Here is a 25413-nt window from a genome sequence, read left to right as displayed (position 1 = left end):
CGCCACGGACACGCGCGCGCGCCACAGCGGACTTGCGAAGCTTCCCTACGCCGGTATCAACCGGATCAGGTTCGAAGGGACTGTCTCAACCGCGGCCTGCGCCGACGGTACCCCCGCTTCTGCGGCTATTAGACCCGTTTCCGTCGCAGGGCGCCAACCGGCGCGAGCTGAATGCCGGCACAGCCGCCGTGCGCATGTGTCAGCACCGCCACACGCCGCGCCGCCGGCGACAAACCGCGGCCACGTCGCCGGCCTAGGCTACGCAGACAAGAATCAGGGCTCTCTCTCTCATCGCCGTCGGCCCTGCCGGCGGCATTTTTTTGCAAGCGCGTGCGCAGGCTCATTCCAGCACGTAGGCCACGCGCACGCCGCCCCAGTGGCGCCTGCGCACATGCACCGGCACCGACAGGTCGAACAGGATCTGCCCGGTGTCGCGCCGGTACACCTGCAGCAGGTACGGCTCGGTGTGGCGGCCGACGTTGCGGCCGACCCGGTCGGCGAAGATGCGCTTGGTGCGGTTGCCGACCAGGTCGCGCGCGCGGTCGCCGCTGAGCGGCTGGCTGAAACGCAGGTTGTGGGTCGGCACGTAGCCGTCGACGTTCGCGCAGATCGCGAACACGATCCACGGATGCGCGGCCAGCAGCGGCTCCTGCAACGGCGGCAACAGTTCGTCGCACAGCGCGTCGAAGGCGGTGCGGTACTTGGGCGGGTCGATGCCGGGGATCGGGACATAGTCGGTGGCGAACAGCGCGTCCTCGCCGATGCGTCCGCGCGCGAGCGCCGTCTCGAACGCCTGGCCGATACTGGCCGCGGCGGCCTGGGCCAGGTCGCGCACGCGCGCATGCCGCGGCTGGCGCATCGGATCGGCGGGCAGGCGGAACAGGTTCACGCAGTCGTGCAGGGTCTCGCTGCCGGCCGCCAGGTCGGCGCTGCGCTGCACCACCCGCGCGGCATGTTCCAGGTTGCTGCGGCTGAGCCCGACCACGTGCTCGACGGCGCGGTCGATGCCGCCGATCTCCCCGCTCTGCGTGGCGATGCGGCCGGCCACCGCGTCCATCGCCGCGCTGGCGCGGCCGAGCAGCTCGCCGATGCCGCCCAGCACCTGCTCGGTGCGCTGCGCCGAGGCGGCGCTGTCCTGCAGCGCGGCGCCGGTCTCGCCGATGATGCCGCGCACGTCGCGCGCCGCGGTGGCGGCACGGTCGGCCAGTTGTCGGATCTCGGTGGCCACCACCGCGAAGCCGCGCCCGGCCGGGCCGGCGTGCACCGCTTCGATGCTGGCATTGATCGAGAGGATATTGGTCTGGAACGCGACCGCATCGATCACCTCGATCACCTGGTTGGCGCGTGCCGAACGCCGCGCCACCTCCTGCATCGCCTGGCCCAGGCTGCGCGCCGCTTCCACGCCCTGGCGCGCGCTGTCGTCGGCGCTGGCCGCCACCGCGATCACCGCGCGCAGGTCGCGGTCCATCTCGTGCAGGCCCTGCAGCAATTGCCGGGTGCTGGCGAGCACCGTCTGCAGCGCGTCCAGCTGGGTCTGCGATTGCCGCGCCAGTTCGTCGTTCTCGGCGACCACGTGCGGTACGTCGGCGGCGATCTGCAGCGACAGCGCCACCGCCTGGCGGATGGCCTCGGCCAGGTTGCCGAAACCGGCCGACAGGCGCCGGCCCGGCATCGCCTCGGTTTCCTGCGCCGACAGCGGCGTCTGCAGTCCCAGGTCCAGATCGCAGCCGGTCAGCCGCTCGCCGACCCGATCCAGCAGCGCCTGCGCCGCCGCGCCCTCCTGGATCCGCTGCGCCAGCGCCTGCAGCGCGGGGCTGATCGCGCCCTGCGCCTGGCCGGCGCCGAGCAGGGCGACGTCGCGCAACAGCGCCGCGGTTTCCGGGTGCGGCAGCGACAGCAACCAGCCCTGGCCGCCATGATCGCGGTCGCGCTGGTAACGCACGCGGCGCGTGGGGTCGGTACCCGGTGCCTGCCAACTGCCCTCGGCCTCGACCAGGGCGGCCAGCGGCAGGCCCCAGATCGCCTCGCTGGCGGCGCCGAGCAGGGTCTCGGCCGGCACGCCCAGCAGGTCCAGGGCGGCCCGGTTGGCGGCGCTCACGCGGCCGCCGGAGTCCAACCGCAACAAGGCGATCGGGGCATCCGGCAAACCGGCCGCAGGCGCGGTATCGGCATCGGGACTGCGTGAGAACAAGGCCATCGGCGTCTCCCTCGTTGCTGCGGGCATGGTATCGGCTTGCCCCCTGCCGTCGCAGCCATCGCGCCCGCAACCGGGATCGCCGTCATGGGCCGGCCCCGACGCACCGCGCCGAAGCGACCCTGCGGTGCACGATCGGGGTCCGGATCGCGCGCACCGGCCGCATCACGTCGCTGCTGGCGCCCTGCTGTTCCGGGTCCCGGGCACCCGGCCCTGGGACCCGGCGTTTTCCTCAGTAGCCAGCCGCCTGCCCATCCTTGCGGCTTTCCGAAGCCCCGTAGTACACGCCGCTGTCCGGGTCGCGGGCGATCGCCTGGTAGCCGCCGTAGGGGCCGTCGGCGAAGATCACCCGGTGGCCCTTGCGCATCAGTTCGCGGATGGTGTCGTAGGAAAAGCCGGTCTCCAGGTTCAGCTCGCCGCCGTCGCGCATCGCCGTGGCCTGCCCGGTCGGCTCGGTGGAGCCGTCGTGCTGGATCCGCGGCGCGTCGCCGGCCTCCTGCAGGTTCATGTGGAAATCGATCAGGTTCATCAGGATCTGCACGTGACCCTGCGGCTGCATCGCCCCGCCCATCACCCCGAAGCTCAGCCACGGCTTGCCGTCCTTGGTCACGAACGCGGGGATGATGGTCTGGAACGGACGCTTGCCCGGCGCGTAGCCGTTGGGATGGTCCTTCTGCAGCACGAACATCTCGCCACGGTCCTGCAGGATGAAGCCCAGCCCCGGCGGCGCCATGCCGCTGCCCATGCCGCGGTAGTTGGACTGGATCAGCGACACCATCATGCCGTCGGCGTCGGCCACGGTCAGGTAGATGGTGTCGCCCTCCTCCAGTTGCTTCGGGGTGCCCGGCTGCACTTCCTTGAGCGCGCGGTCCATCGAGATCAGCGCGCGCCGCTGCGCGGCATAGTCCTTGGAGATCAGCCGCGCCAGCGGCGCCGGCTGGAACGCCGGGTCGGCGTAGAACCGCGCGCGGTCGGCGAAGGCCAGCTTCTTGGCCTCGGTGAACAGGTGCACGTGCTCGGCCGAGCCGAACGGGATCTTCGAGAAATCGTAGCCTTCCAGGATGTTGAGCATCTGCAGCGCGGCGATGCCCTGGCTGTTGGGCGGCAGTTCCCACACGTCGTAGCCGCGGTAGTTGGTGGACACCGGCTCGACCCATTCGCCGTGGTGGCTGGCCAGATCCTCATAGCGCAGGAACCCGCCGTTGGCCTTGAAGTAGGCGTCGATGGTGCGCGCGATCGGCCCCTTGTAGAACGCGTCGCGGCCGCCGTCGGCGACTTGCTGCAAGGTGTTGGCGAGGTTCGGGTTCTTCCACAGCTCGCCCTTGCGCGGGGCGCGGCCGTCGATGGTGAACTGCTCCTTGAAGCCGGGGTACTGCGACAGGCGCGGCACCGAACGGTCCCAGTAGTAGGCGATGGTCTCGGCGACCGGATGGCCGTCGCGGGCGTAGCGGATCGCCGGCGCCAGGTTCTGCGCCATGCTGCGGCGGCCGAAGCGGTCGTGCAGCGCGAACCAGCCGTCGACCGCACCCGGCACCGACACCGGCAGCGGGCCGGTCGGCGGAATCTCCTTCAGCCCGCGGCGCTGGAACTCGGCCAGGGTCAGCGCCTTCGGCGAGCGCCCGGAGCCGTTGTAGCCATAGAGTTTCTGCGTCTTCGGGTCCCAGACGATGGCGAACAGGTCGCCGCCGACGCCGTTGCCGGTCGGCTCCATCAGCCCCAGCGCGGCATTGGCGGCGATCGCCGCATCCACCGCCGAGCCGCCGTCGCGCAGGGTGTCCAGCGCGATCTGCGTGGCCAGCGGCTGCGAGGTGGCGGCCATGGCGTGCGGCGCGATCACTTCCGAGCGGGTCGCGAACGGCTGGCCGGTGATGCGGTCGGCAGCCTGCGCCGGCACGGCCGCCGCCAGGGCCAGCGCGAGCGCCAGGCGCGCCATGGAAGGAAGCGAAACGGACATGCGCGGCTCTCCGGGAACGGGGACGCCCACCGTACCCGAGTACGGCCGACGGCGCCGCGCACGCGTGCACATCGCGGCATCGGCCATGACCGGATTTCCGCGCAATCGAGCGTTCACGCCGCCTGCGCCGCCTCCGTTTCATGCGTAACCATGCAGCGCTGGCGCGGCTTTCGGCACATTCGCCCACGCCGGCCCGCAACACAGTTGACAGTCGCGCAAAGCCCATGTTTATCTCGCTGCATGTTGCAGCGCCACACCCGCCCGAAGTCGACCCGCCAGCCCGCCGCCTTGCGCGCGGACGCTGCTGCGTCGCTCCTCGTACTCGTGCTTATTACCTCGCCCACAAGTGCGGGACGAACCGGCGTGTAAGCGACAGGCAGCCAGGATTCGATCAGACCCCGCACCGGCAACGGCGCGGGGTTTTTCGTTTCAGTGACCGCGAAGTCAAAAACCCCCTCACTCCAACACCGCTCAAGGACATCCGCCCCATGACCAGTTCCGCCCAGCCCACCACCAAGATCGCCATCGTCGGTTATGGCAGCCAGGGCCGCGCGCACGCGCTGAACCTGCGCGAGTCCGGCTTCGACGTCACCATCGGCCTGCGCGCCGGCGGCCCGACCGAAGCCAAGGCGCAGGCCGACGGCTTCGTGGTGAAGAGCCCCGCCGAAGCGGTCAAGGACGCCGACCTGGTCGCGGTGCTGACCCCGGACATGGTGCAGAAGAAGCTGTACGACGAAGTGCTGGCGCCGAACATGAAGCAGGGCGCGTGCCTGCTGTTCGCGCACGGCCTGAACGTGCACTTCGACATGATCAAGCCGCGCGAGGACCTGGACGTGGTGCTGGTCGCGCCGAAGGGCCCGGGCGCGCTGGTGCGCCGCGAGTACGAGATCGGCCGCGGCGTGCCGTGCATCTGGGCGGTGTACCAGGACAAGAGCGGCAAGGCCGAGCAGTTCGCGCTGGAATACGCCGCCGGCCTGGGCGGCGCCCGCGCCAACCTGATCAAGACCACCTTCAAGGAAGAGACCGAGACCGACCTGTTCGGCGAGCAGGCGGTGCTGTGCGGCGGCGCCTCGTCGCTGGTGCAGGCCGGCTTCGAAGTGCTGGTGGAAGCCGGTTACCAGCCGGAAATCGCCTACTACGAAGTGCTGCACGAACTGAAGCTGATCGTCGACCTGTTCTACGAAGGCGGCATCACCCGCATGCTCGAGTTCGTCTCCGAGACCGCGCAGTACGGCGACTACGTCAGCGGCCCGCGGGTGATCGACGCGGCGACCAAGGAGCGCATGCGCGACGTGCTGACCGACATCCAGAACGGCACCTTCACCAAGAACTGGGTGGCCGAGTACAACGCCGGCCTGCCGAACTACAAGAAGTTCAAGCAGGCCGACCTGGACCACCCCATCGAAACGGTCGGCAAGCAGCTGCGCGCCAAGATGGTGTGGCTCAACGGCGAGGCCGCTGCCGCGCCCGCCGCCGGCGGCTCCAAGGCCGCGTAACCCGCGGCTCCCCTACCCGCTTCCACCGAAAGGTCGCCACCGTATGAACTCCTCCGCTCACGGCACGCCCCGCAACGGCGCGCGCTGGCTGACGCAGGCCCTGGAAGCCGAAGGCGTGGACACGCTGTTCGGCTATCCGGGCGGCACCATCATGCCGTTCTACGACGCGCTGGTAGACAGCCAGCTCAAGCACATCCTGGTCCGCCACGAGCAGGGCGCGGCGCTGGCCGCCAACGGCTACGCCCGCGCCAGCGGCCGGGTCGGGGTGTGCGTCGCCACGTCCGGCCCGGGCGCGTCCAACCTGGTCACCGGCATCGCCGATGCGATGCTCGACTCGGTGCCGATGATCTGCCTGACCGGGCAGGTCGCCACGCCGCTGCTGGGCACCGACGCGTTCCAGGAACTGGACGTGTTCGGGCTGACCCTGCCGATCGTCAAGCACAGCTTCCTGGTGCGGCACGTGGACGACCTGCCGCAGGTGCTGCGCGACGCGTTCCGCATCGCCCGCGAAGGGCGGCCGGGCCCGGTGCTGATCGACCTGCCCAAGGACGTGCAACTGGCCGATGCCGCGCATCTGCCGGCGCATGTGCCGGCGGCGGTGCCGACCCCGCCGGCGCCGCAGGATGCGGTGCTGGCCGAGGCGCTGGCGGCGATCGCCGGCGCCGAGAAGCCGGTGATCTACGGCGGCGGCGGCATCGCCCTGGGCAATGCGGTGGAGGCGTTCCGCCAGTTCGTCGACGCCACCCGCATCCCCACCGTGCTGACCCTGCGCGGCCTGGGCGCGCTGCCGCACGCCCACCCGCATTACCTGGGCATGCTGGGCATGCACGGCACCCGCGCCGCCAACATGGCGGTGCAGGAGTCGGACCTGCTGATCGTGGTCGGCGCCCGCTTCGACGACCGCGCCACTGGCAAGCTGGCCGAGTTCGCGCCGTTCGCGCGGGTCATCCACCTGGACGCCGACGCCTGCGAGATCTCCAAGCTGCGCCAGGCCGACATCGCCGTGCCCGGCGACGTGGCGCAGGCGCTGCGCGCACTGGCCGCGGCGACCAGCACCTGCGAGGCCTGGCACGCGCGCTGCGTCGGCCACCGCGAGAAGTTCGGCGCGCGCTACGACGCGCCCGGGCAGGACATCTACGCGCCCGGCCTGCTGAAGCGGCTGAGCGAACTGGCCCCGGCCGACACGGTGATCGCCTGCGACGTCGGCCAGCACCAGATGTGGGTGGCGCAGCACTGCCGTTTCAACCATCCGCGCAACCACCTGACCAGCGGCGCGCTGGGCACCATGGGCTTCGGCCTGCCGGCGGCGATGGGCGCGCAGTTCGCCTGCCCCGACCGCACCGTGGTGCTGGTCAGCGGCGACGGCAGCTTCATGATGAACGTGCAGGAGCTGGTCACCATCGCCCGCTGCAAGCTGCCGGTGAAGATCGTGCTGCTGGACAACAGTTCGCTGGGCATGGTGCGGCAATGGCAGGAACTGTTCTTCGCCGAGCGCTACAGCGAGATCGACCTGTCCGACAACCCGGATTTCGCCGCGCTGGCGCAGGTGTTCGGCATCCCGGCCAAGCGCATCACCGCGCGCGGCCAGGTCGAGGACGCGCTGGCCGAGCTGCTGGCGCAGCCGGGCCCGGCGCTGCTGCACGTGGCCATCGACGCGCGCGCCAACGTGTGGCCGCTGGTGCCGCCCAACACCGCCAACAGCACCATGCTGGAAAGCAATCCCGCCGCCCAGCGCCAGGAGACGACACATGCGTTACCAGCTTGACCTGGTGCTGAAACCGATCGACGGCGCACTGCTGCGCGCGATCGGCATGGCCGAACGCCGCGGCTTCGCGCCGATCTCGATCAGCGGCGCGCCGGTGGCCGAGGACGCCGGCCGCTGGCACCTGCAGTTGGTGGTGGACGGCACCCGCCCGGGCGAGACCCTGCGCCTGCAGATGGAAAAGGTCTACGACTGCGAGTCGGTGCGCGTGACCGCGCTGGATGGGGTGGCGTGATGGGGCCGGGAGTCGGGAGTCGGGACTTGGGATTGGGCGCGCATCCCGACCTGTCGGGGTGCGTGGCAGCCCTGCCGCGCCAGCGCCGTGCAGCCATGCGGAGGCGCCTTCTTCAACGGAGGTCGCTTCTTCGCGTTCGCGCCCCGGATTCCCGCTGCGAATCCCCACTCCCGAATCCCGAATCCCGGCATCTCCATGTCTGATGCCGCCGCGCCTGCCCAGGAACCCGACGTACCCCACGTCGCCGTCAGCGTGGCCGACGTGCTGGCCGCGCAGGCGCGGCTGCGCCGCTATCTGTCGCCGACGCCGGTGCATTACGCCGAGCGCTTCGGCGTGTGGCTGAAGCTGGAAAACCTGCAGCGCACCGGCTCCTACAAGGTCCGCGGCGCGCTCAATGCGCTGCTGGCCGGGCTGGAACGCGGCGACGAGCGCGCGGTGATCTGCGCCTCGGCCGGCAATCACGCCCAGGGCGTGGCCTGGGCCGCGCACCGCCTGGGCGTGCAGGCGATCACGGTGATGCCGCACGGCGCGCCGCAGACCAAGATCGCCGGCGTCGCGCACTGGGGCGCCACCGTGCGCCAGCACGGCAACAGCTACGACGAGGCCTTCGCCTTCGCCCGCGAACTGGCCGACCAGAACGGCTACCGCTTCCTGTCCGCCTTCGACGACCCGGACGTGATCGCCGGCCAGGGCACCGTCGGCATCGAACTGGCCGCGCACGCCCCGGACGTGGTGATCGTGCCGATCGGCGGCGGCGGCCTGGCCTCCGGCGTGGCCCTGGCGCTGCGCTCGCAGGGCGTGCGCGTGGTCGGCGCCCAGGTCGAAGGCGTGGATTCGATGGCGCGGGCGATCCGCGGCGACGTCCGCGCCGTGGACCCGGTGCCCACCCTGGCCGACGGCGTCAAGGTTAAAATCCCCGGGTTCATCACCCGCCGGCTGTGCGCCAGCCTGCTCGACGACGTGGTGATCGTGCGCGAGGCGGAACTGCGCGAGACGCTGGTCCGCCTGGCGCTGGAGGAGCACGTCATCGCCGAGGGCGCCGGCGCGCTGGCCCTGGCGGCCGGGCGCCGCGTCGCCGGCAAGCGCAAGTGCGCGGTGGTGTCCGGTGGCAACATCGACGCCGGCGTGCTGGCGACGCTGCTGTCGGAGGTGCGCCCGCGCCCGCCGCGCAAGCCGCGCCGCCGCGCCGCCGAGCGACTTCGCAGCCAACGTCCCGCCCCGCCCGCTCCCGCCCGCATCGCGTCGTCCCCGCATCCCAATCCGCCAGCCACCGCCGCCGTAGAGGAACCCATCTGGTGAACACTTCTGCTTCTTCCCAGACCCCCCGCATCCGTATTTTCGACACCACCCTGCGCGACGGCGAGCAATCCCCCGGCTGCAGCATGACCCCGCCGCAGAAGCTGGTGATGGCGCGCGCCCTGGCCGAGCTGGGCGTGGACATCATCGAGACCGGCTTCCCGGCCAGCTCGCAGTCCGACCGCGAGGCGATGGCGCTGATCGGCCGCGAACTGCGCACGCCGACCCTGGCGGTGCTGTCGCGCTGCCTGGCCCCCGACATCGAGACCTCGGCACGGGCGCTGGAAGCGGCGGCCAATCCGCGCCTGCACGTGTTCCTGTCCACCAGCCCGCTGCACCGCGAGCACAAGCTGCGGATGAGCCGCGAGCAGGTGCTGGAGTCGGTACGCAAGCATGTCGCGCTGGCGCGCCAGTACGTGGACGACGTGGAGTTCTCGGCCGAGGACGCCACCCGCACCGAGGAGGATTTCCTGGCCGAGGTCGCCAGCGTGGCGATCGCCGCCGGCGCCACCACCATCAACCTGCCCGACACCGTCGGCTTCACCACCCCGGAAGAGATCCGCGGCATGTTCGCGCGGATCATCGCCAACGTCCCCGGCGCCGACCGGGTGGTGTTCAGCACCCACTGCCACAACGACCTGGGCCTGGCCGTGGCCAACTCGCTGGCCGCGGTGGAAGGCGGCGCGCGGCAGGTGGAATGCACCATCAACGGCATCGGCGAGCGCGCCGGCAACTGCGCGCTGGAAGAAATCACCATGGCGTTGAAGGTACGCAACGCTTTCTACGAACTGGACACCGCGATCCACACCCCGCGCATCGTCGCCACCTCGCAGTTGCTGCAGCGCCTGGTCGGCATGCCGGTGCAGCGCAACAAGGCGATCGTCGGCGGCAACGCCTTCGCCCACGAGTCGGGCATCCACCAGCACGGCATGCTGCGCCACCGCGGCACCTACGAGATCATGCGCCCGGAAGACGTGGGCTGGGAGTCCTCGCAGATGGTGCTGGGCCGCCACAGCGGCCGCGCCGCGGTCGAGCAGCGCCTGCGCGCGCTCGGCTACGTGCTGGACGAGGCCGAACTGAACATCGCCTTCGAGGCGTTCAAGGCGCTGTGCGAACAGCAGCGCGTGGTCAACGACGCCGACCTGCAGGCGATGATGCAGGACGCGCCGGAAAGCCAGGGCTACCGGCTGTCGTCGATGACCGTCAGCGACCGCGGCCAGCGCGCCAGCGCGCAGGTCGAGCTGTCCGACCCGGACGGCCAGCGGGTCAGCGAGCACGCCGAGGGCGACGGCCCGGTGGACGCGCTGTTCGCCGCGCTGTCGGCCGCCACCGGCGTGCAGCTGGTGCTGGACAGCTACCAGGTGCACAGCGTCGGCATCGGCGCCGACGCGCGCGGCGAGGCCAACCTCAGCGTGCGCCACGGCGAGGTCGAATACGACGGCACCGGCACCAGCCGCGACATCATCGAGGCCAGCGCGCTGGCCTGGCTGGACGTGGCCAACCGCGTGCTGCGCCAGCGCCAGGTCGCGCCGGCCGGCGCCGTCGACGCGCTGGCCTGAGCGGCCACAGCGCGGTCATCGTCGTCGTGCACGCTCACGTTCGCTCGCCCTCCCCACCCAGCTTTCCTGCCAGGTAGTACCGCAATGTCCGCCACTCCCCGCACCCTGTACGACAAACTGTGGGACGCGCACGTCGTCGTCCCCGAAAGCGCCGCCGCGCCGGCGGTGCTGTACATCGATCTGCACCTGATCCACGAAGTGACCTCGCCGCAGGCGTTCACCGAGCTCAAGGCGCGCGGCCTGAACCCGCACCGGCCCGACCGCACCAAGGCGACCATGGACCACTCCACGCCGACCCTGCCGCGCGGCGCCGACGGCAAGCTGCCGTACTACACCCAGGCCTCCGAGGCGCAGGTGGACATGCTCGCGCGCAACTGCGCCGACTACGGCATCGAACTGTTCGACATGGGCTCGGACAACCGCGGCATCGTCCACGTGATCGCGCCGGAACAGGGCTTCACCCAACCCGGCATGACCATCGTCTGCGGCGACAGCCACACCTCCACGCATGGCGCGTTCGGCGCGCTGGCGTTCGGCATCGGCACCAGCGAGGTCGGCCACGTGCTGGCCACGCAGTGCCTGCTGCAGCGCAAGGCCAGGACCATGGCGATCACCGTCGACGGGCCGCTGGCGCCGGGCGTCGGCGCCAAGGACGTGATCCTGCACATCATCGGCGTGATCGGCGTCAACGGCGGCACCGGCCACGTGCTGGAGTACCGCGGTTCCACCATCGAAGCGATGGACATGGAACAGCGCATGACCCTGTGCAACATGTCGATCGAAGCCGGCGCGCGCGCCGGCATGGTCGCGCCGGACCAGGTCACCTTCGACTGGGTCGCCAAGACCCCGCGCGGCCCCAAGGGCGCCGACTTCGAGGCCGCCGTGCAGCGCTGGTCGCAGCTGCGCAGCGATCCCGGCGCGCGCTTCGACGCCGAGGTGCGGATCGACGCGCGCGACATCCGCCCGACCCTGACCTGGGGCACCCACCCCGGCACCGCGATCGCGGTGGACGTGCCGATCCCGGCCGCGCAGGATCCGGCGGCGCAGAAGGGCCTGAACTACATGCACCTGGAAGCCGGGCATGCGCTGATCGGCACGCCGGTGGACGTGGTGTTCGTCGGCTCCTGCACCAATGGCCGGCTCAGCGACATGCGCGACGTGGCGCGGGTGCTGCGCGGACGCAAGGTGGCGCCGCACGTGCGCATGCTGGTGGTGCCGGGCTCGGAGATCGTCAAGCGCCAGGCCGAGGCCGAAGGCATCCACGAGGTGGTGCGCGCGGCCGGTGCGGAATGGCGCGAGTCCGGCTGCTCGATGTGCATCGCCATGAACGGCGACCTGGTGGCGCCAGGGCAACTGGCGGTGAGCACCAGCAACCGCAACTTCGAAGGCCGCCAGGGCCCGGGCTCGCGCACCCTGCTGGCCTCGCCGCTGACCGCGGCCTGGGCGGCGGTGAACGGCAAGGTCAGCGATCCGCGCGCGCTGTTCGCGGAGGTCGCGTGATGGCACCGCACATCGCCGCGTTCGCGGCCACGCTGACCTTCGTCGCCGCCACCACCCGCGCCTTCGCGCACCGCCACACGCCGCTGCTGCCGCCGTACGCGCCGCCCGCGGCGCTGCCGCCGGCGGCCGATGCCGAGGCGCCCGCCCCCGACTCCGTCGCTTCCCAGGAGACCCCGTGATGGCCGGCTTCGCCACCCTCACCTCGCGCAGCGTGGTGCTGCGCCAGACCAACATCGACACCGACCAGATCATCCCGGCGCGGTTCCTGTCCACCACCGAGCGCGCCGGTCTCGGCCGCCACGCCTTCAACGACTGGCGCTGGCAGGCCGAGGGCACGCCGAACCCGGAGTTCGCCTTCAACCAGGCGCACAACGCCGGCCGCCAGATCCTGCTGGCCGGGCGCAACTTCGGCTGCGGCTCCTCGCGCGAGCATGCGCCGTGGGCGCTGACCGACCTGGGCCTGCGCGCCATCGTCAGCAGCGAGATCGCCGACATCTTCCGCAACAACAGTCTCAAGAACGGCCTGCTGCCGATCGTGCTGGCCGAGGACGACGTGCAGACGCTGATGCAGCGCCCGGACGATGAACTGACCGTGGACGTGGCCGCGCGCGAACTGCGCACGCCCGACGGCCGCGTCTATGCGTTCCCGCTGGACGCGTTCTCGCAGACCTGCCTGCTCGAGGGCGTGGACGAGATGGGCTACCTGTTGCTGCGCCAACCCGACATCGAACGCTACGAGGCCACCCATGCACGCTGACATCGTCGTCCTGCCCGGCGACGGCATCGGTCCGGAAGTCGCCGCCGCCGCGGTCGCGGTGCTGCGCGCCGTGGCCGCGCGCCACGGCCACGACTTCCAGTTCCAGGAACACGACATCGGCGGCATCGCCATCGACCGCCACGGCGAGCCGCTGCCGGCGGCGACGCTGAGCGCCTGCCAGGGCGCCGACGCGGTGCTGCTGGGCGCGGTCGGCGGACCGAAGTGGTCCGACCCCAACGCCAAGGTGCGCCCCGAGCAGGGCCTGCTGGCGATCCGCCGCGGCCTGGGCCTGTTCGCCAACCTGCGCCCGGTCAAGCCGCACCCGGCGGCGCTGGACGCCTCGCCGATCAAGCCGCACCTGCTGCAGGGCGTGGATATCGTGGTGGCGCGCGAACTCACCGGCGGCATCTATTTCGGCGACAAGACCCGCAGCCCCAGCGACGCCAGCGACCTGTGCCGCTACACCGTCGCGGAGATCGAACGGGTGCTGCGCAGCGCGTTCCGCCTGGCGCAGCAGCGCCGCAACCACGTCGTCTCGGTGGACAAGGCCAACGTGCTGGAGACCTCGCGGCTGTGGCGCGACGTGGCCGCGCGGATCGGCCGCGAGGAATTTCCGGACGTGCGCCTGGAACACCAGCTGGTCGATTCGATGGCCATGCACTTGCTGGCCAAGCCGCGCGAGTACGACGTGATCGTCACCGAGAACATGTTCGGCGACATCCTCACCGACGAGGCCTCGATGCTGGCCGGCTCGCTGGGGCTGCTGCCGTCGGCCTCGCTGGGCGACGGCCGCATCGGCCTGTACGAGCCCATCCACGGCTCGGCGCCGGACATCGCCGGCAAGGGCATCGCCAATCCCTACGCGACCATCCTCAGCGCGGCGTTGCTGCTGCGCCACTCGCTGGGCCTGGAAGCCGAAGCCGCGGCGATCGAGCAGGCCGTCGGTGCCGCGCTCGACGCGCAGGCGTTCACCGCCGATCTCGCCGCGCCCGGCCAGGGCATCTCCACCGAGGCCGCCACGCAGGCGGTGCTGCAGCGCCTGCACGGCTGATCCGCGGCGGCGCCGCCGGCGCCGGCCGTCTCCCGCCCGCCGCGCCACGCGGCGGTGCGGGCCACCTGCCTCGCCGCGCTGCGCGTGCATGCCGCAGCCGCGGCGGCAATCACTCCGAGACCAAGCCCGTCGCGGCCGCGCGAACGCGGCGCCGCGTCCGCGCGGCCGCGGCGGCCTAGCCGACCACCCGATCGCGACCTTCGCGCTTGGCCTGGTACAGGTGCTTGTCGGCCTTCATCAGCAGGTCGCGGCGGGTGCGCAGGGTCGGCGACACGCAGGCGAAGCCGATGCTGGCGGTGAAGCGCACCGCGCGCCCGTCGTCGTCGTACAACACCAGGCCGGCCATGCGCAGGCGCAGCGCGTCCAGACGCGCGCGTGCCGGCTCCTGGTCCAGGCCGGGCAGCACCAGCAGGAACTCCTCGCCGCCATGGCGCGCAGCGAAGGCCTGCTCGCCGAGAATGGCGCGCAGCGCCTCGCCGACCCGGCGCAGCACCTCATCGCCGATCTCGTGGCCGTACGCGTCGTTGATCTTCTTGAAGTGATCGATGTCCAGCAACGCCACGCACAACGGCATGCGCGTGGTCAGCGCCCGCTCCAGCGCCGTGTTGAGGTACGGATCGCCGGTGCGCCGGTTGGGCAGGCCGGTCAGCGCGTCGTGCCCGGCCTGGTAGGCGAGCTTGCGCACCAGGTCCTCGCGTTCGAGATTGGCCAGCTTCAGCGCCAGGTTCTTGGCTTTCAGCTCGTGGGTGCGCTCGGCGATGATGGTGTTGAGCCGGCGCTGGCGGCGCCGGTAGCGGCGGCTGCGGCCGCGGTACCACCACAGGATCAGGCCGGTCACGCACAGCGCCACCAGCATCACGAACGGCCAGCGCTCCCAGAACGGCGGCACCAGTTGCAGGCGCAGCGAGGCGCTGCCGATGCGTTCGCTGCGCGACCAGTCCAGCGGGCTGGTCATCGCCTGTATCTCCAGCCGGTAGCTGCCCGAGGGCAGGTTGGTGTAGACGGCTTCCTCGCTGCTGCCGGCGTCGACCCACTGCCGGTCGAATCCCTGCAGGCGGTAGCGATAGCGCACCTTGTCCGGCGAGCGGAAGCTCAGCCCGGCATAGCCGATCGCGAGCCGGGCGACGCCGCCTTGCAGGCGGTAGTCGCTGCGCAGCGGCTGCGCCACGCCATCCACCTGCACCCGCGAGATCAGCAGCGACGGCGCACGCACGTTGCGCCGGCCCGGCAGCGCCGGATCGATCAGCGCCAGCCCGGCCGAGGTCGGGATCAGCAGCACGCCGTCGCGGCTGCGCCAGCCGGCCGGCGCGCTGCTGCCGTTGCCCTGCCCGCTGGGCATGCCGTCGCTGCGGTCGACGACGTCCACCGCCAGGGTGCTGCGCTGGCCAGCGTCCAGTTCCGCCAGGCGCGCACGCGCGATGCGCAGCAGGCCGCGGTTGCTGCTCGCCCACAGGTTGCCGTTGCCGTCGTCGAGCAGCCGGAACAGCTTGTCGCGCGGCAGGCCGACGCGATGGTCGTAGATGCGCCACTGCCCGCCGCGCAGCCGCAGCAGGCCGCGGTCGCTGGCGACCCACAGCGTGCCGTCGGCGTCTTCGAGGAAGTCGAAGGCGTTCTGCGCCGGGAAGCCGCGGCCGCTCGGCCGCGGCTGCAGCGTGCCGTCGCCCGCGAGCGTGGCGATGCCCTGGTTGGTGCCGATCCACAGCGTACCGGCGCGGTCGCGGTACAGCGCCTGCACCTGCCGCCCGGGCAGGCCGTCGGCGGTGCCGTAGGCGCGCGTGCGCTCGCCCTTGCGGTACTGCAGCCCCTCGTTGCCGCCGATCCACAGGCCGCCGTCGGCATCGGCCAGCAGCGCGCGCACCATGGTCCGCGGCACGCCCGCGGCCTCGCCCAGGCGCTGCCGGATGCTGCCGTCGGCCGACAGCAGCAGCACGCCCTGGTCGTAGGTGCCGACCCACATGCCGCCGTCGCGGGCGGCGGCCAGCGCCAGCACCGACGGATCGCGGCCAGCGCGCTCGCTCAGCCGCACTGGGCGGATGCGGCCGCCCTGCCAGCGGTCCAAGCCGGCGGCATGGCCGATCCAGATCGCGCCGTCGGCGTTCTGCTGGACCACGCGCACGTAGTCGCTGCCGAGTCCGTCCTGGCGAGTCAGGCCAGCGGCGTCGCCCTTGGCGACGCGGAACAGGCCGTCGGTGCTGCCGACCCATATCAGGCCCTCGCGGTCCTCGATCAGCGCCGGGCTGACCACGCCGGAGATCGACAGCACCTCCTCGCTGGCGCCGTTGGCGGCGTGCCGCAACAGTTGCCCACTGGACAGGCTCATCCACAGCTGGCCGTCCTGGTCCTGCAGCGCGGCATCCACGCGCTGGCCACGCCGCAGCCATTGCAGGCCGCCGTCGGCGCCGAGCCAGAACACGCCCTCGTCACTGGCCACCAGCAGGCCGCCGTGGCGGTCGAGGGTCAGGCGCCGGATCGACGCCGTGCGCATCGCCGCCGCGCCCCAGCGCTGCGCCTGCGTGCCGTGCGCGGTCATCCGGAACAGCCCCTGCGGCGTGCCCACCAGCACCGTATCGCGGTAGCGCAGCAGCGCGGCGATGCGGGTGTTGCGCAGCCCCGCGGCGGCGCCGACGTCGACCAGGCGACCATCGGCCTCGATCCGGAACAGGCCGTCCTCGCTGCCGACCCACAGCCCGCCGTCGGCGTCGCGCAGCATCGCGGTTACCCGCAGCCGCTGCGCGCGCGCATCGCCCAGATGCTCCCAGCGCCCGGCGGCATAGCGGAACACGCCATCGTAGGCGGTGCCGACCAGCATGCCGCCGTCGGCTTCGGCGAGCAGCGCGAACACCCCCGACAACTCCATGCCCGGGGTGTTCTGGCGATCGAAGACGGTGAAGCGGCGGCCGTCGAAGCGCGCCACGCCCTCCCAGGTGCCGACCCAGATCATGCCGTCGCGGTCCTGCGCGAGCGCATGCACCAGGTTGTGCGGCAGCCCCTCTTCCATGGTCCAGTGCGCGATCACCGGGCGTTCGAGCACCGCGCGTTCGCTCAGCGGCGCGGCCGCTTCGGCGCGCGCGGCGGCACTCGCGCAGCACAGCGCTAGCAATAGGCACAGACTCACGCCCAAGCGGCGACACAACGCATGCGCGCCGTCGCGAATATCGTGACGCCGATCCCCGTGCTCCATCGCTTTCCGAACTACACCGACAACGGCGCGCGGCAACCCCCTGTGGGCAGATGGCTAATCTATCACCGCCTGTTCGCCGCCGATGTCAGGGAGTTCCTGACGCCCCGGGCGACTGCACCGCCCCTTCGCGATTTCCGGCTCGCCGCTCCTCGGACGCGACGGAAGACGCAAGCCGAACGCAGCGTCACAATAATGAACCAACGGGTCTAGTATAAATATCGAACCGACTGGTCTAGTATTGCCACCATGGTCAGCAAATCGCCCGCCGCCTCCGCCAAATCCTCCTCGCGCCCCGCCGGGCCCGGCCGCCCCAAGGACATGGGCAAACGCGCCGCCATTCTGGAGGCGGCACGGGAGATGTTCACCGAACTCGGCTTCGGCGGGGTCAGCATGGACGGCATCGCCGCCCGCGCCGGCGTTTCCAAGCTCACCGTCTACAGCCACTACGGCGACAAGGAGACCCTGTTCGCCGAGGCCGTGCGCGCGCAATGCCAGGCGCTGCTGCCGGACGATCTGTTCGGGCACGCGCTGAAGGGGCCGCTGCGCACCCAGTTGGTGGAGATCGGCCAGGCCTTCTTCGCCATGATCAGCAGCGAGGCGGCGATGGCCACCCACCGCATGATGCTGACCCCCGGCACCGGCGACGACCACGTCCGCGAGATGTTCTGGAATGCCGGACCCAAGCGCACCCAGCAGCACCTGGCGCAGTTGCTGCAGGCCCACGTCGCCGCCGGCGCGCTGGACATCGCCGACCTGGACCTGGCCGCCTCGCAGTTCTTCTGCCTGGTCAAGGGCGAGCTGTATTCGCTGATGATGTGCGGCCTGTGCCGCGACGCCGGCCAGGACCGGATCCGCGCCCACGTCGAGGCCAGCATCGACTTCTTCCTGCGTGCCTATGCGGTGCGCTAGTCCGGCCGCGGGGCCGTCCGCGCTGGCCGATGACTTCCGGCACTGCGCGCCGGACCGTCCGGCGGCGATGCTGCGGCATACGCCCGGCCTCCGTGCCGGCTAAAATGCCCGGCCCTCCGCGTTGGATGCCCGAAATGACGATCGACTACTCCCAAGCCCGCGAAAAGATGGTGGAACAGCAGGTCCGTCCCTGGGACGTGCTCGACCTGCGCGTGCTCGACGTGCTGTCGCGGCTGCCGCGCGAGACCTTCGTGCCGCCGGCCCACCGCGCCGTGGCCTACGCCGACCTGGAGATTCCGCTGGGCCACGGCCAGTACATGATGAAGCCGGTCATCGAAGGCCGCATGCTGCAGGCCCTGGACCTGCAGCCGGGCGAGGACGTGCTGGAGATCGGCACCGGCAGCGGCTTCGTCAGCGCCTGCCTGGGCGAACTCGGCCGCGAAGTGGTCAGCCTGGAGATCGAGCCGGCGCTGGCCGCCACCGCGCGCGCCAACCTGGACGCCGCCGGCCTGGGCAGCAACGTCCGCATCGAGACCGCCGACGCCTTCGCCTGGAACAGCGAGCGCCGCTTCGACGTGGTCTGCGTCACCGCCGCGGTCACCGAGATCCCGGCCCAGTTCCTGGCCTGGCTGCGCCCCGGCGGACGCCTGTTCGCGATCCGCGGCCGCGCGCCGGTCATGGAAGCGGTACTGGTGCATGCCGAGGCCGGCGCGCCGCGCACCGAATCGCTCTTCGAAACCGACCTGGCGTACTACCTGCGAGGCGCAGCGCCAGTCCCCCAGTTCACATTCTGATCCATCAAGGAAGCCGCAATGATCCGCCGATCCCTCGTCCTGGCGCTGGCCGCCGCGCTGTTTCCGCTGGCCGCCAACGCCACGGACCTGCTGCAAGTCTACGAAATGGCCCGCAACAGCGACCCGCAGTTGGCCTCCGCGGAATCGACCCGGCTGTACGACAAGGAAGGCGAGGTGCAGGCGCGCGCCGCGCTGCTGCCGCAGATCAACGGCAGCGCCTCGCTGCAGCGCAGCCATAGCGAGGTCGAGCGCGGCGGCGGCGAACTGGCCGGCACCAGCAAGAGCCGCAGCTACGCCGTGCAGGGTCAGCAGACCCTGGTCAACTTCGCGCAGTTTTCCAACCTGCGCGCGCAGAAGGCGCGCAGCCTGGCCGCCGACTACACCCTGGATTCGGCCAACGACGACCTGATCGTGCGCACCTCGGCGGCCTACTTCAACGTGCTGGTGGCGATCGAGTCGCTGGTCGCCGCCGAGACCAACGAAGCCGCCGCCAAGAAGCAGTTCGACTACGCCGACAAGCGCCTGGAAGTGGGCCTGGCGCCGATCACCGACGTGCACGAAGCCCGCGCCGAGTACGACCAGGCCCGCGCCGACACGATCACCGCGCGCAACTCGCTGCAGGACCTGTACCAGGCGCTGACCGAGATCACCGGCCAGCCGGTGCGCGACCTGCGCGGCCTGCCGGAGGATTTCCGTCCGCAGTTGCCGGCCACCGGCGGCGACATCGACAGCCTGATCGCCTCGGCGCTGGACAAGAACCCGTCGCTGCGTTCCTACCAGTACCAGGTGCAGGCGGCCGAGGCCAGCGTGTCGGCGGCACGCGCCGGGCACCTGCCGACGCTGAACCTGTCGGCCAGCGCCGGCCGCGACGCGAACTGGGGCGACAGCGTCTCCGGCAGCGGCAGCACCCCGCGCGCCGACAGCAACACCATCGGCCTGACCTTGAACATCCCGATCTTCGCCGGCGGCGCCACCCAGTCGGCCGTGCGCCAGGCCCTGGCGCAGCGCGACATCGCCCAGGACACCTACGAACAGCAGAAGCGCGCGCTCGACCGCAACACCCGCAACGCCTACCAGACGGTGGTGGCCGGGATCAGCGAGATCGAGGCGCGGCGCCTGGCGGTGGTCTCGGCGCAGGCCGCGTTCGACGCCTCGCAGGTCGGCTTGGAAGTGGGTACCCGCACCGTGCTGGACGTGGTGCAGAACCAGCGCACCCTGTACCAGGCGCAGCTGGCCTATGCGCAGGCGCGCTACAACTTCCTGCAGAACCGCCTGCTGCTGAGCCAGGCGCTCGGCTCGCTGGACGTGGCCGAGGTGCAGTCGATCAACGCGCTGCTGACCCAGAGCGCCGAATCCAAGCTCAACTCGGCCAACAGCACGCAGTAAGCGCACGCACACGCGCTTGCCACCAGAACGGCGGGCCTTCGGGTCCGCCGTTGTTGTTTTGGGTCAGGCGTCGTGGAAGCCCCCTGTGGGAGGGACTTCAGTCCCGACGCGCTGCGCGATGGATGAGAGGGACGGCGCTTGCCGTGCGTCGCGAATTGGACGGCACCTCGAGGAACGACGAATGTCATTCGTAGATCGGCTTCAGCCACGACGACGCGCTACCGATAACGCCTCGTCGCGGCTGAAGCCGCTCCTACACGTGTGCACATCGCACACCATGTGGCGTGCGGTGTCGGACCAAACCATATGACGCAGCGAACGCCATCCTCTGCAATGGCGCAGTGATCCGGAAGCTCCCTGTGGGAGGGACTTCAGTCCCGACGCGCTGCGCGATGGAATGGACGGAATGGGCGCACGGAGCGTGTCATGCGTCGCGACTGAAGTCGCTCCCACGCGGGGGCTTCTGCACGTCGGCAGGCGTCCCTCCAGGCGCGTACCTCTCGACGCGCCGGCGCGCTACTCCTCCACGCTCGCGCCATCCGCCAATGGCGGCAGATGCGGGGCGATCAGTTGCAAGGTCCGCTGCAGCGCGCCGCGGCCGTTCGCGACCAGGGCGCAGCCGGCCTCGGCCATGCGCTTGCGCGCCTCGGCGTCGGCCAACAGGGTCTGCAGCGCCGCGCACACGGCGCCGGCATCCTCGCAGATGGCCACCGCGCCGGCCTCGCGCATGCGCCGCGAGATTTCGGAGAAGTTGTGCAGGTGCGGGCCGGTGACCGACGGCGTGCCGACCGCGGCCGGCTCCAGCAGGTTGTGGCCGCCGATCGGCTGCAGGCTGCCGCCGACGAAGGCCACCTGCGCGCAGGCATAGAACCCCATCAGCTCGCCCAGCGTATCGATCACGAACACCGCATCGTCGCTGTCGGGCCACTCCTGCTGGCGACGCGTGGCCACGCGCCAGCCCTGGTCGCGCGCCAGCGCCTCGACCTTGGCGAAGCGTTCCGGATGCCGCGGCGCCCACAACAGCAGCAGGTCCGGCCACTGACGGCGCAGTTGCCGGTGCATCTCGATCACCGCCGCTTCCTCGCCGTCGTGGGTGCTGGCGGCGATCCAGACCGGACGCGCCGCCGGCACGCGCGCGCGGAACGCGGCGACCACCTCCGGCAGATGCGCGGGCGCGGCGATGTCGAACTTCAGGTTGCCCAGCGCGCGCACCTGGTCGGCGCGCGCGCCCAGTGCGACGAAGCGCTCGGCATCCTCCTGCGACTGCGCCGCCACGCAGGTGACGGTGCGCAGCGCGCGCCCGATCAACGGCCGCAGCACCCGGTAGCCGCGCAGCGAGCGCGCCGACAGCCGCGCATTGAGCACGTACACCGGAATGCCGCGGTCGCGGCAGCCGAACAGCATGTTCGGCCACAACTCGGTCTCCAGGATCAGCGCCAGGCTGGGGCGGAAATGCTGCAGAAAGCGGCCGACGCTGCCGGGCACGTCGTAGGGCAGATACACATGGTCCAGGGCGTCGCCCCACAGCGCGCGCACCCGCTCCGAGCCGGTCGGGGTGATGGTGGTGATCACCCAGCGGATGTCCGGGCGCTGCGCGCGCAGCGCATTGACCACCGGCGCGGCGACGTTGACCTCGCCCACCGAGACCGCGTGCAGCCACACCCGCGGGCGGCCGCGCGCCTGCGAGTACGAGGCATAGCGCTCGTCCCAGCGCTGGAAGTACTGGCGCACGCGGAAGCCGCGCCAGACCAGGTGATAGACGGTGACCGGCAGCAGCAGATAGAGCACGGCCGAGTACAGGCCGCGCAGCAGCCGCTCGATGAAATCGTTGCGCATCCGGACAGCATAGCCGGTTGCGCGCGGCCGGCGGCAGACGATCGCCAGGCACGCCACGGCGTGCGCGCCGACGCGGTCGTGCGCGTGCCCGGCTAAACTTGCGGCATGTCTGCTGCCCCCACTCCGCCCGCGTCCGCCACCCAGGCCGCACCGCCGCCCCGCTCGCCCCGCCACTGGCCCACCTGGCTGTTGCTCGGCCTGGCGGTGATCGCCGCACGCCTGCCCTGGCTGTTGCAGCGCGCACTGGGCCGCGGCATCGGCTGGCTGGCGCTGCGCCTGGCGCGCACCCGCCGCCACGCCGCCGAGGTGAACCTGGCGCTGTGCTTCCCGGAGCAGAGCCCGGCATGGCGCGCGCGCCTGCTGCGCGACAGCTTCGATGCGCTGGGCGTGGGCGTGTTCGAGTTCGCCCGCGCCTGGTGGGGCGGCATCGGCGCGATTCGCCGGCGGACCCGCATCGAGGGCCTGGAACACCTGCAGGCGCTGCAGGCGCAAGGCCGCGGCGTGCTGCTGGTGTCGGGCCACTTCATGACCCTGGAGATCTGCGGCCGCCTGCTGTGCCAGTACGTGCCGCTGGCCGGCATGTACCGGCGCCACCGCAATCCGGTGTTCGAATGGGCGGTCAAGCGCGGCCGCCTGCGCTACGCCAGCGCCATGTTCGCCAACGAGGACCTGCGCGGCAGCGTGCGCCACCTCAAGCGCGGCGGGTTCCTGTGGTACGCCCCGGACCAGGACATGCGCGGCAAGGACACGGTGTTCGTGCCGTTCTTCGGCATGCCCGCGGCCACCATCACCGCCACCCACCAGTTGGCGCGGCTGACCGGCTGCGCGGTGGTGCCGTACTTCCACCGCCGCGAAGGCGCCGACTACATCCTGCGCATCGCACCGCCGCTGGAGGACTTCCCGTCGGAGGACATGGTCGCCGACACCGCGCGGGTCAACGCCGCCATCGAGGCGATGGTGCGCGAGGCGCCGGCGCAGTATCTGTGGATCCACCGCCGCTTCAAGCGCCAGCCCGGCGGCCGCAGCGACTTCTACGAGCGCGGCTGAACGCTCAGCCCGGCGCCGCGGCGTCGGCGCGCTCGCCCGGCTCGGGGTCGTTCGCCAGCAGGGCGCCGGCATACAGGCCGAGCAGCAGCATGGTCAGCCCGCCCCAGAACGACGAATAGAACGCCAAGTGGGTGTTGAACGGGAACACCGTGATCAGCAGCGCCTGCATGGCCGGCCGCGCGCGTTCGCGCGCCTGCGCCGACGCGTAGCGCCAGGCGCGCCACGCCTGCGCCGCCCCGGCCAGCCACAGCAGCAGGCCGATCACGCCGGTCTCGGCGAGCACCTCGAGCACGATCTGGTGGGCGTGGAAGGCCGGCTCGCGGCCCCACTCCCCGGCATGGGTCGGGTCCGGGTCGCAACTGATGTAGGCCTCGCGGAAGCCGCGCACGCCGACGCCGTTGATCGGATGCTGGCGGATCATGCACCAGGCCGCGGTCCAGATCTGCGCGCGCCCGGTCAGCGCCGCGTTGAGGTCGGCCGGATGCCCGCTGAGCGCGCGCGCGGTGCGTTCGAAGCGGTCGTGCACCTGCGGCGACACCACCCCCAGCCCCGCGGCCACCAGCAGCCCCACCAGGCCCAGCCCCAGCAGCTTGCGCGCACCAAGCAGGCGCCAGCCCGACAGCACCAGCAGCACCGCGTAGGTCACCCATGAGGCGCGCGATCCCGCCAGCACCAGCACCACGCCCACCGCGCCGGCCGCGAACAGCCAGCCCCAGGCGCCGCCACGGCGCGCGGCCACCCACAGCAGGAACGGCGACACGCTGGCCAGCACCTGGCCGAACTTCAGGTTGCAGGGGCCGAACACGCCGCTCAGGCGATCGGCCAGGGCGATCTCCTGCGGCGTGCACAGGCCATGGTGGCTGATCGCCCACTTCAACTGGTCCATCGACCAGAACAGCGGGCTGGTGCCGCACAGCGCCTGCGCCAGCGCGTCCGCGGTCCAGAGCGCCGCGATCACCGCCAGGCCGTTGAAGGTGATGCGGCGCCCGCGCGGCGTCGCCACCGCCATCGCCACCAGCCACAGGAACGGCAGGAAGCGCAGGTCCACCGCCGATTCGCGCAGGGCCAGCGGCACGTCCACCGCGCCCAGCGCCGACAGCGGCTGCGGCAGCCAGTAGGCCAGGAACAGCAGCGTGGTCAGCGCCCAGGCCGGGCCGCTGAGCAGGCGCGCGCCGCCGCGGAAGCGGCTGTGCAGCAAGCGCGCCAGGGTGACCAGCGCGCCCAGCGCCAGCACCCCGGCGGCCAGGCCCGGCGCCGGCCACAGCGCAACGAACAGCAGCACCCAGACCGGCGCCCAGCGCTCGCGGACCTCGGGCGGGGCGGAAGCGGACAGGGAACCGTCAGGGGTGGAGTTCGTCATAGATCGCCAGGGTGCTGCGCTGCATCGCCTGCAGCGTATAGGGAAGCGTCGCCGGCGGCGCCGGTGGTTGCGCCAGCAGCGCGCGTGCGGCGGCCAGCAGGGCCGCGGCATCGAAGGGCGCCACCGCGCCGGCCGGCTGCAGTTGCGCCAGCAGTTCGCCGACCCCGCCATGCGCCCAGCCCAGGACCGGCCGGCCGACCGCCAGCGCCTCGACCACGGTGCGGCCGAACGCCTCGGGCTTGCGCGAGAGCTGCAGCACCAGATCGCTGGCGGCGTAGGCCTCGGCGATGCGCGCGGTCGGCGGGGTGAACGCCACCGCGTCGGCCACGCCAAGCGCGGCCGCCTCGGTCTCCAGTTCGCGCACGTAGGCCTCGCGCCCGGCCTCGCGCGCGCCCGGCAGCCACAGCCGCGCGTCGTGGCCCTCGCCGCGCAGCGCCGCCAACAGGCGCAGCGCGTCGGCGTGGCCCTTCAGGCGGGTGCCGCGCCCGGGCAGCAACAGCAGCGGCCCACTCCCGGCCAGCGCCGGCGCCTGGCCGGCGGCCCAGGCCCGCGCCGCCGGATCGGGCCAGGCACGGCGCGGGAACTGCGCCGGATCGATGCCGCGCGGCACCACCCGCAGGCGCGCCGGATCGGTCTGCGGATAGTGCTGCAGCACGTAGGCGCGCACCGTCTCGGACACGCAGATCACCCGCTCGCCGCGGGTCATCACCGCGCTGTAACGGCTGGGCGAATTGAGCCCGTGCACGGTGGTCACCAGGCGCGGCCGCTGGCCAGCCGGCATGCCCTGCAGGGCGCGCCAACCCAACCAGGCCGGCAGCCGCGAGCGTGCGTGCACGATGTCGGCGCGCTCGCGCGCGAACAGGCGCCGCAGCGCCGGCACGTGGCGCAGGGTCAGCAAGGATTTGCGGCCGATGTCCAGGGCGATGTGCTCGGCACCGGTGGCGGCCAGCGCCGGCAACAGCCGGCCGCCGGCCGAGACCACCACGGCGCGATGCCCGGCGTCGACCAGGGCCTGAGCGATTTCCAGCGTGGAGCGCTCGACGCCGCCGGACTCCAGCGCCGGCAGCAGCTGCACCACGGTCAGGCGGTGCATCGA

Annotated in this window: 19 protein-coding genes and 1 riboswitch; of the genes, 13 read left to right on the top strand and 6 right to left on the bottom strand. The window is 71.7% G+C overall.

Annotated features, from left to right (window positions below):
* Positions 1–24: 24 nt before the first annotated feature.
* Positions 25–125, bottom strand: a riboswitch (TPP riboswitch).
* Between the two features lie 215 nt (positions 126–340).
* Together AC1PME_RS04660 and ggt are read right to left on the bottom strand one after the other, a co-directional pair.
* Positions 341–2197, bottom strand: a complete 1857-nt coding sequence (locus AC1PME_RS04660) for a methyl-accepting chemotaxis protein (RefSeq protein WP_481097455.1) — start codon at positions 2195–2197, stop codon at positions 341–343.
* A gap of 229 nt (positions 2198–2426) precedes the next feature.
* A complete protein-coding gene (gene ggt / locus AC1PME_RS04655; protein WP_429002494.1) occupies positions 2427–4148 on the bottom strand; it encodes a gamma-glutamyltransferase in 1722 nt (573 codons plus the stop codon).
* 488 nt (positions 4149–4636) lie between these two features.
* On the opposite strand from ggt, the gene ilvC reads away from it, so the two are divergent.
* The 9 genes from ilvC to leuB all read left to right on the top strand — a co-directional run bounded on the left by ilvC (position 4637) and on the right by leuB (position 13804).
* Positions 4637–5644: a ketol-acid reductoisomerase gene (ilvC, locus tag AC1PME_RS04650; RefSeq protein WP_254460502.1), complete on the top strand. Its 1008-nt coding sequence runs from the start codon at positions 4637–4639 to the stop codon at positions 5642–5644.
* A gap of 43 nt (positions 5645–5687) precedes the next feature.
* Positions 5688–7409, top strand: coding sequence for an acetolactate synthase 2 catalytic subunit (gene ilvG, locus AC1PME_RS04645; RefSeq protein WP_307548812.1), 1722 nt, complete (start codon positions 5688–5690; stop codon positions 7407–7409).
* Positions 7393–7641, top strand: coding sequence for an ACT domain-containing protein (locus AC1PME_RS04640; protein ID WP_254460500.1), 249 nt, complete (start codon positions 7393–7395; stop codon positions 7639–7641). The genes ilvG and AC1PME_RS04640 overlap by 17 nt, the downstream gene beginning before the upstream one ends.
* Before the next feature lie 195 nt (positions 7642–7836).
* Positions 7837–8940, top strand: a complete 1104-nt coding sequence (locus AC1PME_RS04635) for a threonine dehydratase (RefSeq protein ID WP_481097454.1) — start codon at positions 7837–7839, stop codon at positions 8938–8940.
* Positions 8937–10496, top strand: a complete 1560-nt coding sequence (locus AC1PME_RS04630) for a 2-isopropylmalate synthase (protein WP_481097453.1) — start codon at positions 8937–8939, stop codon at positions 10494–10496. The genes AC1PME_RS04635 and AC1PME_RS04630 overlap by 4 nt, the downstream gene beginning before the upstream one ends.
* 84 nt (positions 10497–10580) lie before the next feature.
* On the top strand, positions 10581–11996 hold the full coding sequence (leuC, locus tag AC1PME_RS04625) for a 3-isopropylmalate dehydratase large subunit (protein ID WP_481097452.1): 1416 nt from the start codon (positions 10581–10583) through the stop codon (positions 11994–11996).
* Positions 11996–12175, top strand: a complete 180-nt coding sequence (locus AC1PME_RS04620; protein WP_254460496.1) for a hypothetical protein — start codon at positions 11996–11998, stop codon at positions 12173–12175. Before leuC ends, AC1PME_RS04620 begins: the two co-directional genes overlap by 1 nt.
* Positions 12175–12753, top strand: coding sequence for a 3-isopropylmalate dehydratase small subunit (gene leuD, locus AC1PME_RS04615; protein WP_481097451.1), 579 nt, complete (start codon positions 12175–12177; stop codon positions 12751–12753). Before AC1PME_RS04620 ends, leuD begins: the two co-directional genes overlap by 1 nt.
* Positions 12743–13804: a 3-isopropylmalate dehydrogenase gene (leuB, locus tag AC1PME_RS04610; protein ID WP_481097450.1), complete on the top strand. Its 1062-nt coding sequence runs from the start codon at positions 12743–12745 to the stop codon at positions 13802–13804. Before leuD ends, leuB begins: the two co-directional genes overlap by 11 nt.
* A 175-nt stretch (positions 13805–13979) precedes the next feature.
* On the opposite strand, the gene AC1PME_RS04605 is transcribed toward leuB, so the two are convergent.
* On the bottom strand, positions 13980–16985 hold the full coding sequence (locus AC1PME_RS04605; protein ID WP_481097449.1) for a two-component regulator propeller domain-containing protein: 3006 nt from the start codon (positions 16983–16985) through the stop codon (positions 13980–13982).
* A gap of 246 nt (positions 16986–17231) precedes the next feature.
* On the opposite strand from AC1PME_RS04605, the gene AC1PME_RS04600 reads away from it, so the two are divergent.
* The 3 genes from AC1PME_RS04600 (at position 17232) to AC1PME_RS04590 (ending at position 20074) form a co-directional block, all read left to right on the top strand.
* A complete protein-coding gene (locus AC1PME_RS04600) occupies positions 17232–17894 on the top strand; it encodes a TetR/AcrR family transcriptional regulator (protein ID WP_254460493.1) in 663 nt (220 codons plus the stop codon).
* A gap of 134 nt (positions 17895–18028) precedes the next feature.
* Positions 18029–18688: a protein-L-isoaspartate O-methyltransferase family protein gene (locus AC1PME_RS04595; RefSeq protein WP_254460492.1), complete on the top strand. Its 660-nt coding sequence runs from the start codon at positions 18029–18031 to the stop codon at positions 18686–18688.
* An 18-nt stretch (positions 18689–18706) separates the two neighbouring features.
* The gene (locus AC1PME_RS04590) at positions 18707–20074 is read left to right on the top strand and encodes a TolC family outer membrane protein (protein WP_254460491.1); all 1368 of its coding nucleotides are present in this window, start codon (positions 18707–18709) and stop codon (positions 20072–20074) included.
* A 516-nt stretch (positions 20075–20590) separates the two neighbouring features.
* Here AC1PME_RS04590 and waaA read toward each other — a convergent pair.
* Positions 20591–21910 carry a lipid IV(A) 3-deoxy-D-manno-octulosonic acid transferase gene (waaA, locus tag AC1PME_RS04585; RefSeq protein WP_481097448.1) on the bottom strand — a complete coding sequence of 440 codons (1320 nt, stop codon included), beginning with the start codon at positions 21908–21910 and terminating at the stop codon, positions 20591–20593.
* A gap of 105 nt (positions 21911–22015) precedes the next feature.
* Between waaA and AC1PME_RS04580 the strand changes: the two genes are divergently transcribed.
* The gene (locus AC1PME_RS04580) at positions 22016–22957 is read left to right on the top strand and encodes an LpxL/LpxP family Kdo(2)-lipid IV(A) lauroyl/palmitoleoyl acyltransferase (protein ID WP_481097447.1); all 942 of its coding nucleotides are present in this window, start codon (positions 22016–22018) and stop codon (positions 22955–22957) included.
* 4 nt (positions 22958–22961) lie between these two features.
* Here the strand turns inward: AC1PME_RS04580 and AC1PME_RS04575 are convergent, their stop codons facing one another.
* Both AC1PME_RS04575 and AC1PME_RS04570 read right to left on the bottom strand, forming a co-directional pair.
* Positions 22962–24317 carry an O-antigen ligase family protein gene (locus tag AC1PME_RS04575; protein WP_481097446.1) on the bottom strand — a complete coding sequence of 452 codons (1356 nt, stop codon included), beginning with the start codon at positions 24315–24317 and terminating at the stop codon, positions 22962–22964.
* The gene (locus AC1PME_RS04570; protein ID WP_481097445.1) at positions 24298–25410 is read right to left on the bottom strand and encodes a glycosyltransferase; all 1113 of its coding nucleotides are present in this window, start codon (positions 25408–25410) and stop codon (positions 24298–24300) included. The genes AC1PME_RS04575 and AC1PME_RS04570 overlap by 20 nt, the downstream gene beginning before the upstream one ends.
* Between the last annotated feature and the right edge of the window lie 3 nt (positions 25411–25413).

It is taken from the genome of Xanthomonas sp. NCPPB 901, from assembly GCF_056725085.1.
Note: the sequence above shows the minus strand (reverse complement) of the source record. Positions and strands in the feature narration are given on the sequence as shown.

Bases quoted from the DNA above. Each gene is read 5' to 3' on its own strand.
- AC1PME_RS04660 (WP_481097455.1), bottom strand. From the start codon at position 2,197: ATGGCCTTGTTCTCACGCAGTCCCGATGCCGATACCGCGCCTGCGGCC.
- ggt (WP_429002494.1), bottom strand. From the start codon at position 4,148: ATGTCCGTTTCGCTTCCTTCCATGGCGCGCCTGGCGCTCGCGCTGGCC.
- ilvC (WP_254460502.1), top strand. From the start codon at position 4,637: ATGACCAGTTCCGCCCAGCCCACCACCAAGATCGCCATCGTCGGTTAT.
- ilvG (WP_307548812.1), top strand. From the start codon at position 5,688: ATGAACTCCTCCGCTCACGGCACGCCCCGCAACGGCGCGCGCTGGCTG.
- AC1PME_RS04640 (WP_254460500.1), top strand. From the start codon at position 7,393: ATGCGTTACCAGCTTGACCTGGTGCTGAAACCGATCGACGGCGCACTG.
- AC1PME_RS04635 (WP_481097454.1), top strand. From the start codon at position 7,837: ATGTCTGATGCCGCCGCGCCTGCCCAGGAACCCGACGTACCCCACGTC.
- leuC (WP_481097452.1), top strand. From the start codon at position 10,581: ATGTCCGCCACTCCCCGCACCCTGTACGACAAACTGTGGGACGCGCAC.
- AC1PME_RS04620 (WP_254460496.1), top strand. From the start codon at position 11,996: ATGGCACCGCACATCGCCGCGTTCGCGGCCACGCTGACCTTCGTCGCC.
- leuD (WP_481097451.1), top strand. From the start codon at position 12,175: ATGGCCGGCTTCGCCACCCTCACCTCGCGCAGCGTGGTGCTGCGCCAG.
- leuB (WP_481097450.1), top strand. From the start codon at position 12,743: ATGCACGCTGACATCGTCGTCCTGCCCGGCGACGGCATCGGTCCGGAA.
- AC1PME_RS04605 (WP_481097449.1), bottom strand. From the start codon at position 16,985: ATGGAGCACGGGGATCGGCGTCACGATATTCGCGACGGCGCGCATGCG.
- AC1PME_RS04600 (WP_254460493.1), top strand. From the start codon at position 17,232: ATGGTCAGCAAATCGCCCGCCGCCTCCGCCAAATCCTCCTCGCGCCCC.
- AC1PME_RS04595 (WP_254460492.1), top strand. From the start codon at position 18,029: ATGACGATCGACTACTCCCAAGCCCGCGAAAAGATGGTGGAACAGCAG.
- AC1PME_RS04590 (WP_254460491.1), top strand. From the start codon at position 18,707: ATGATCCGCCGATCCCTCGTCCTGGCGCTGGCCGCCGCGCTGTTTCCG.
- waaA (WP_481097448.1), bottom strand. From the start codon at position 21,910: ATGCGCAACGATTTCATCGAGCGGCTGCTGCGCGGCCTGTACTCGGCC.
- AC1PME_RS04580 (WP_481097447.1), top strand. From the start codon at position 22,016: ATGTCTGCTGCCCCCACTCCGCCCGCGTCCGCCACCCAGGCCGCACCG.
- AC1PME_RS04575 (WP_481097446.1), bottom strand. From the start codon at position 24,317: ATGACGAACTCCACCCCTGACGGTTCCCTGTCCGCTTCCGCCCCGCCC.
- AC1PME_RS04570 (WP_481097445.1), bottom strand. From the start codon at position 25,410: ATGCACCGCCTGACCGTGGTGCAGCTGCTGCCGGCGCTGGAGTCCGGC.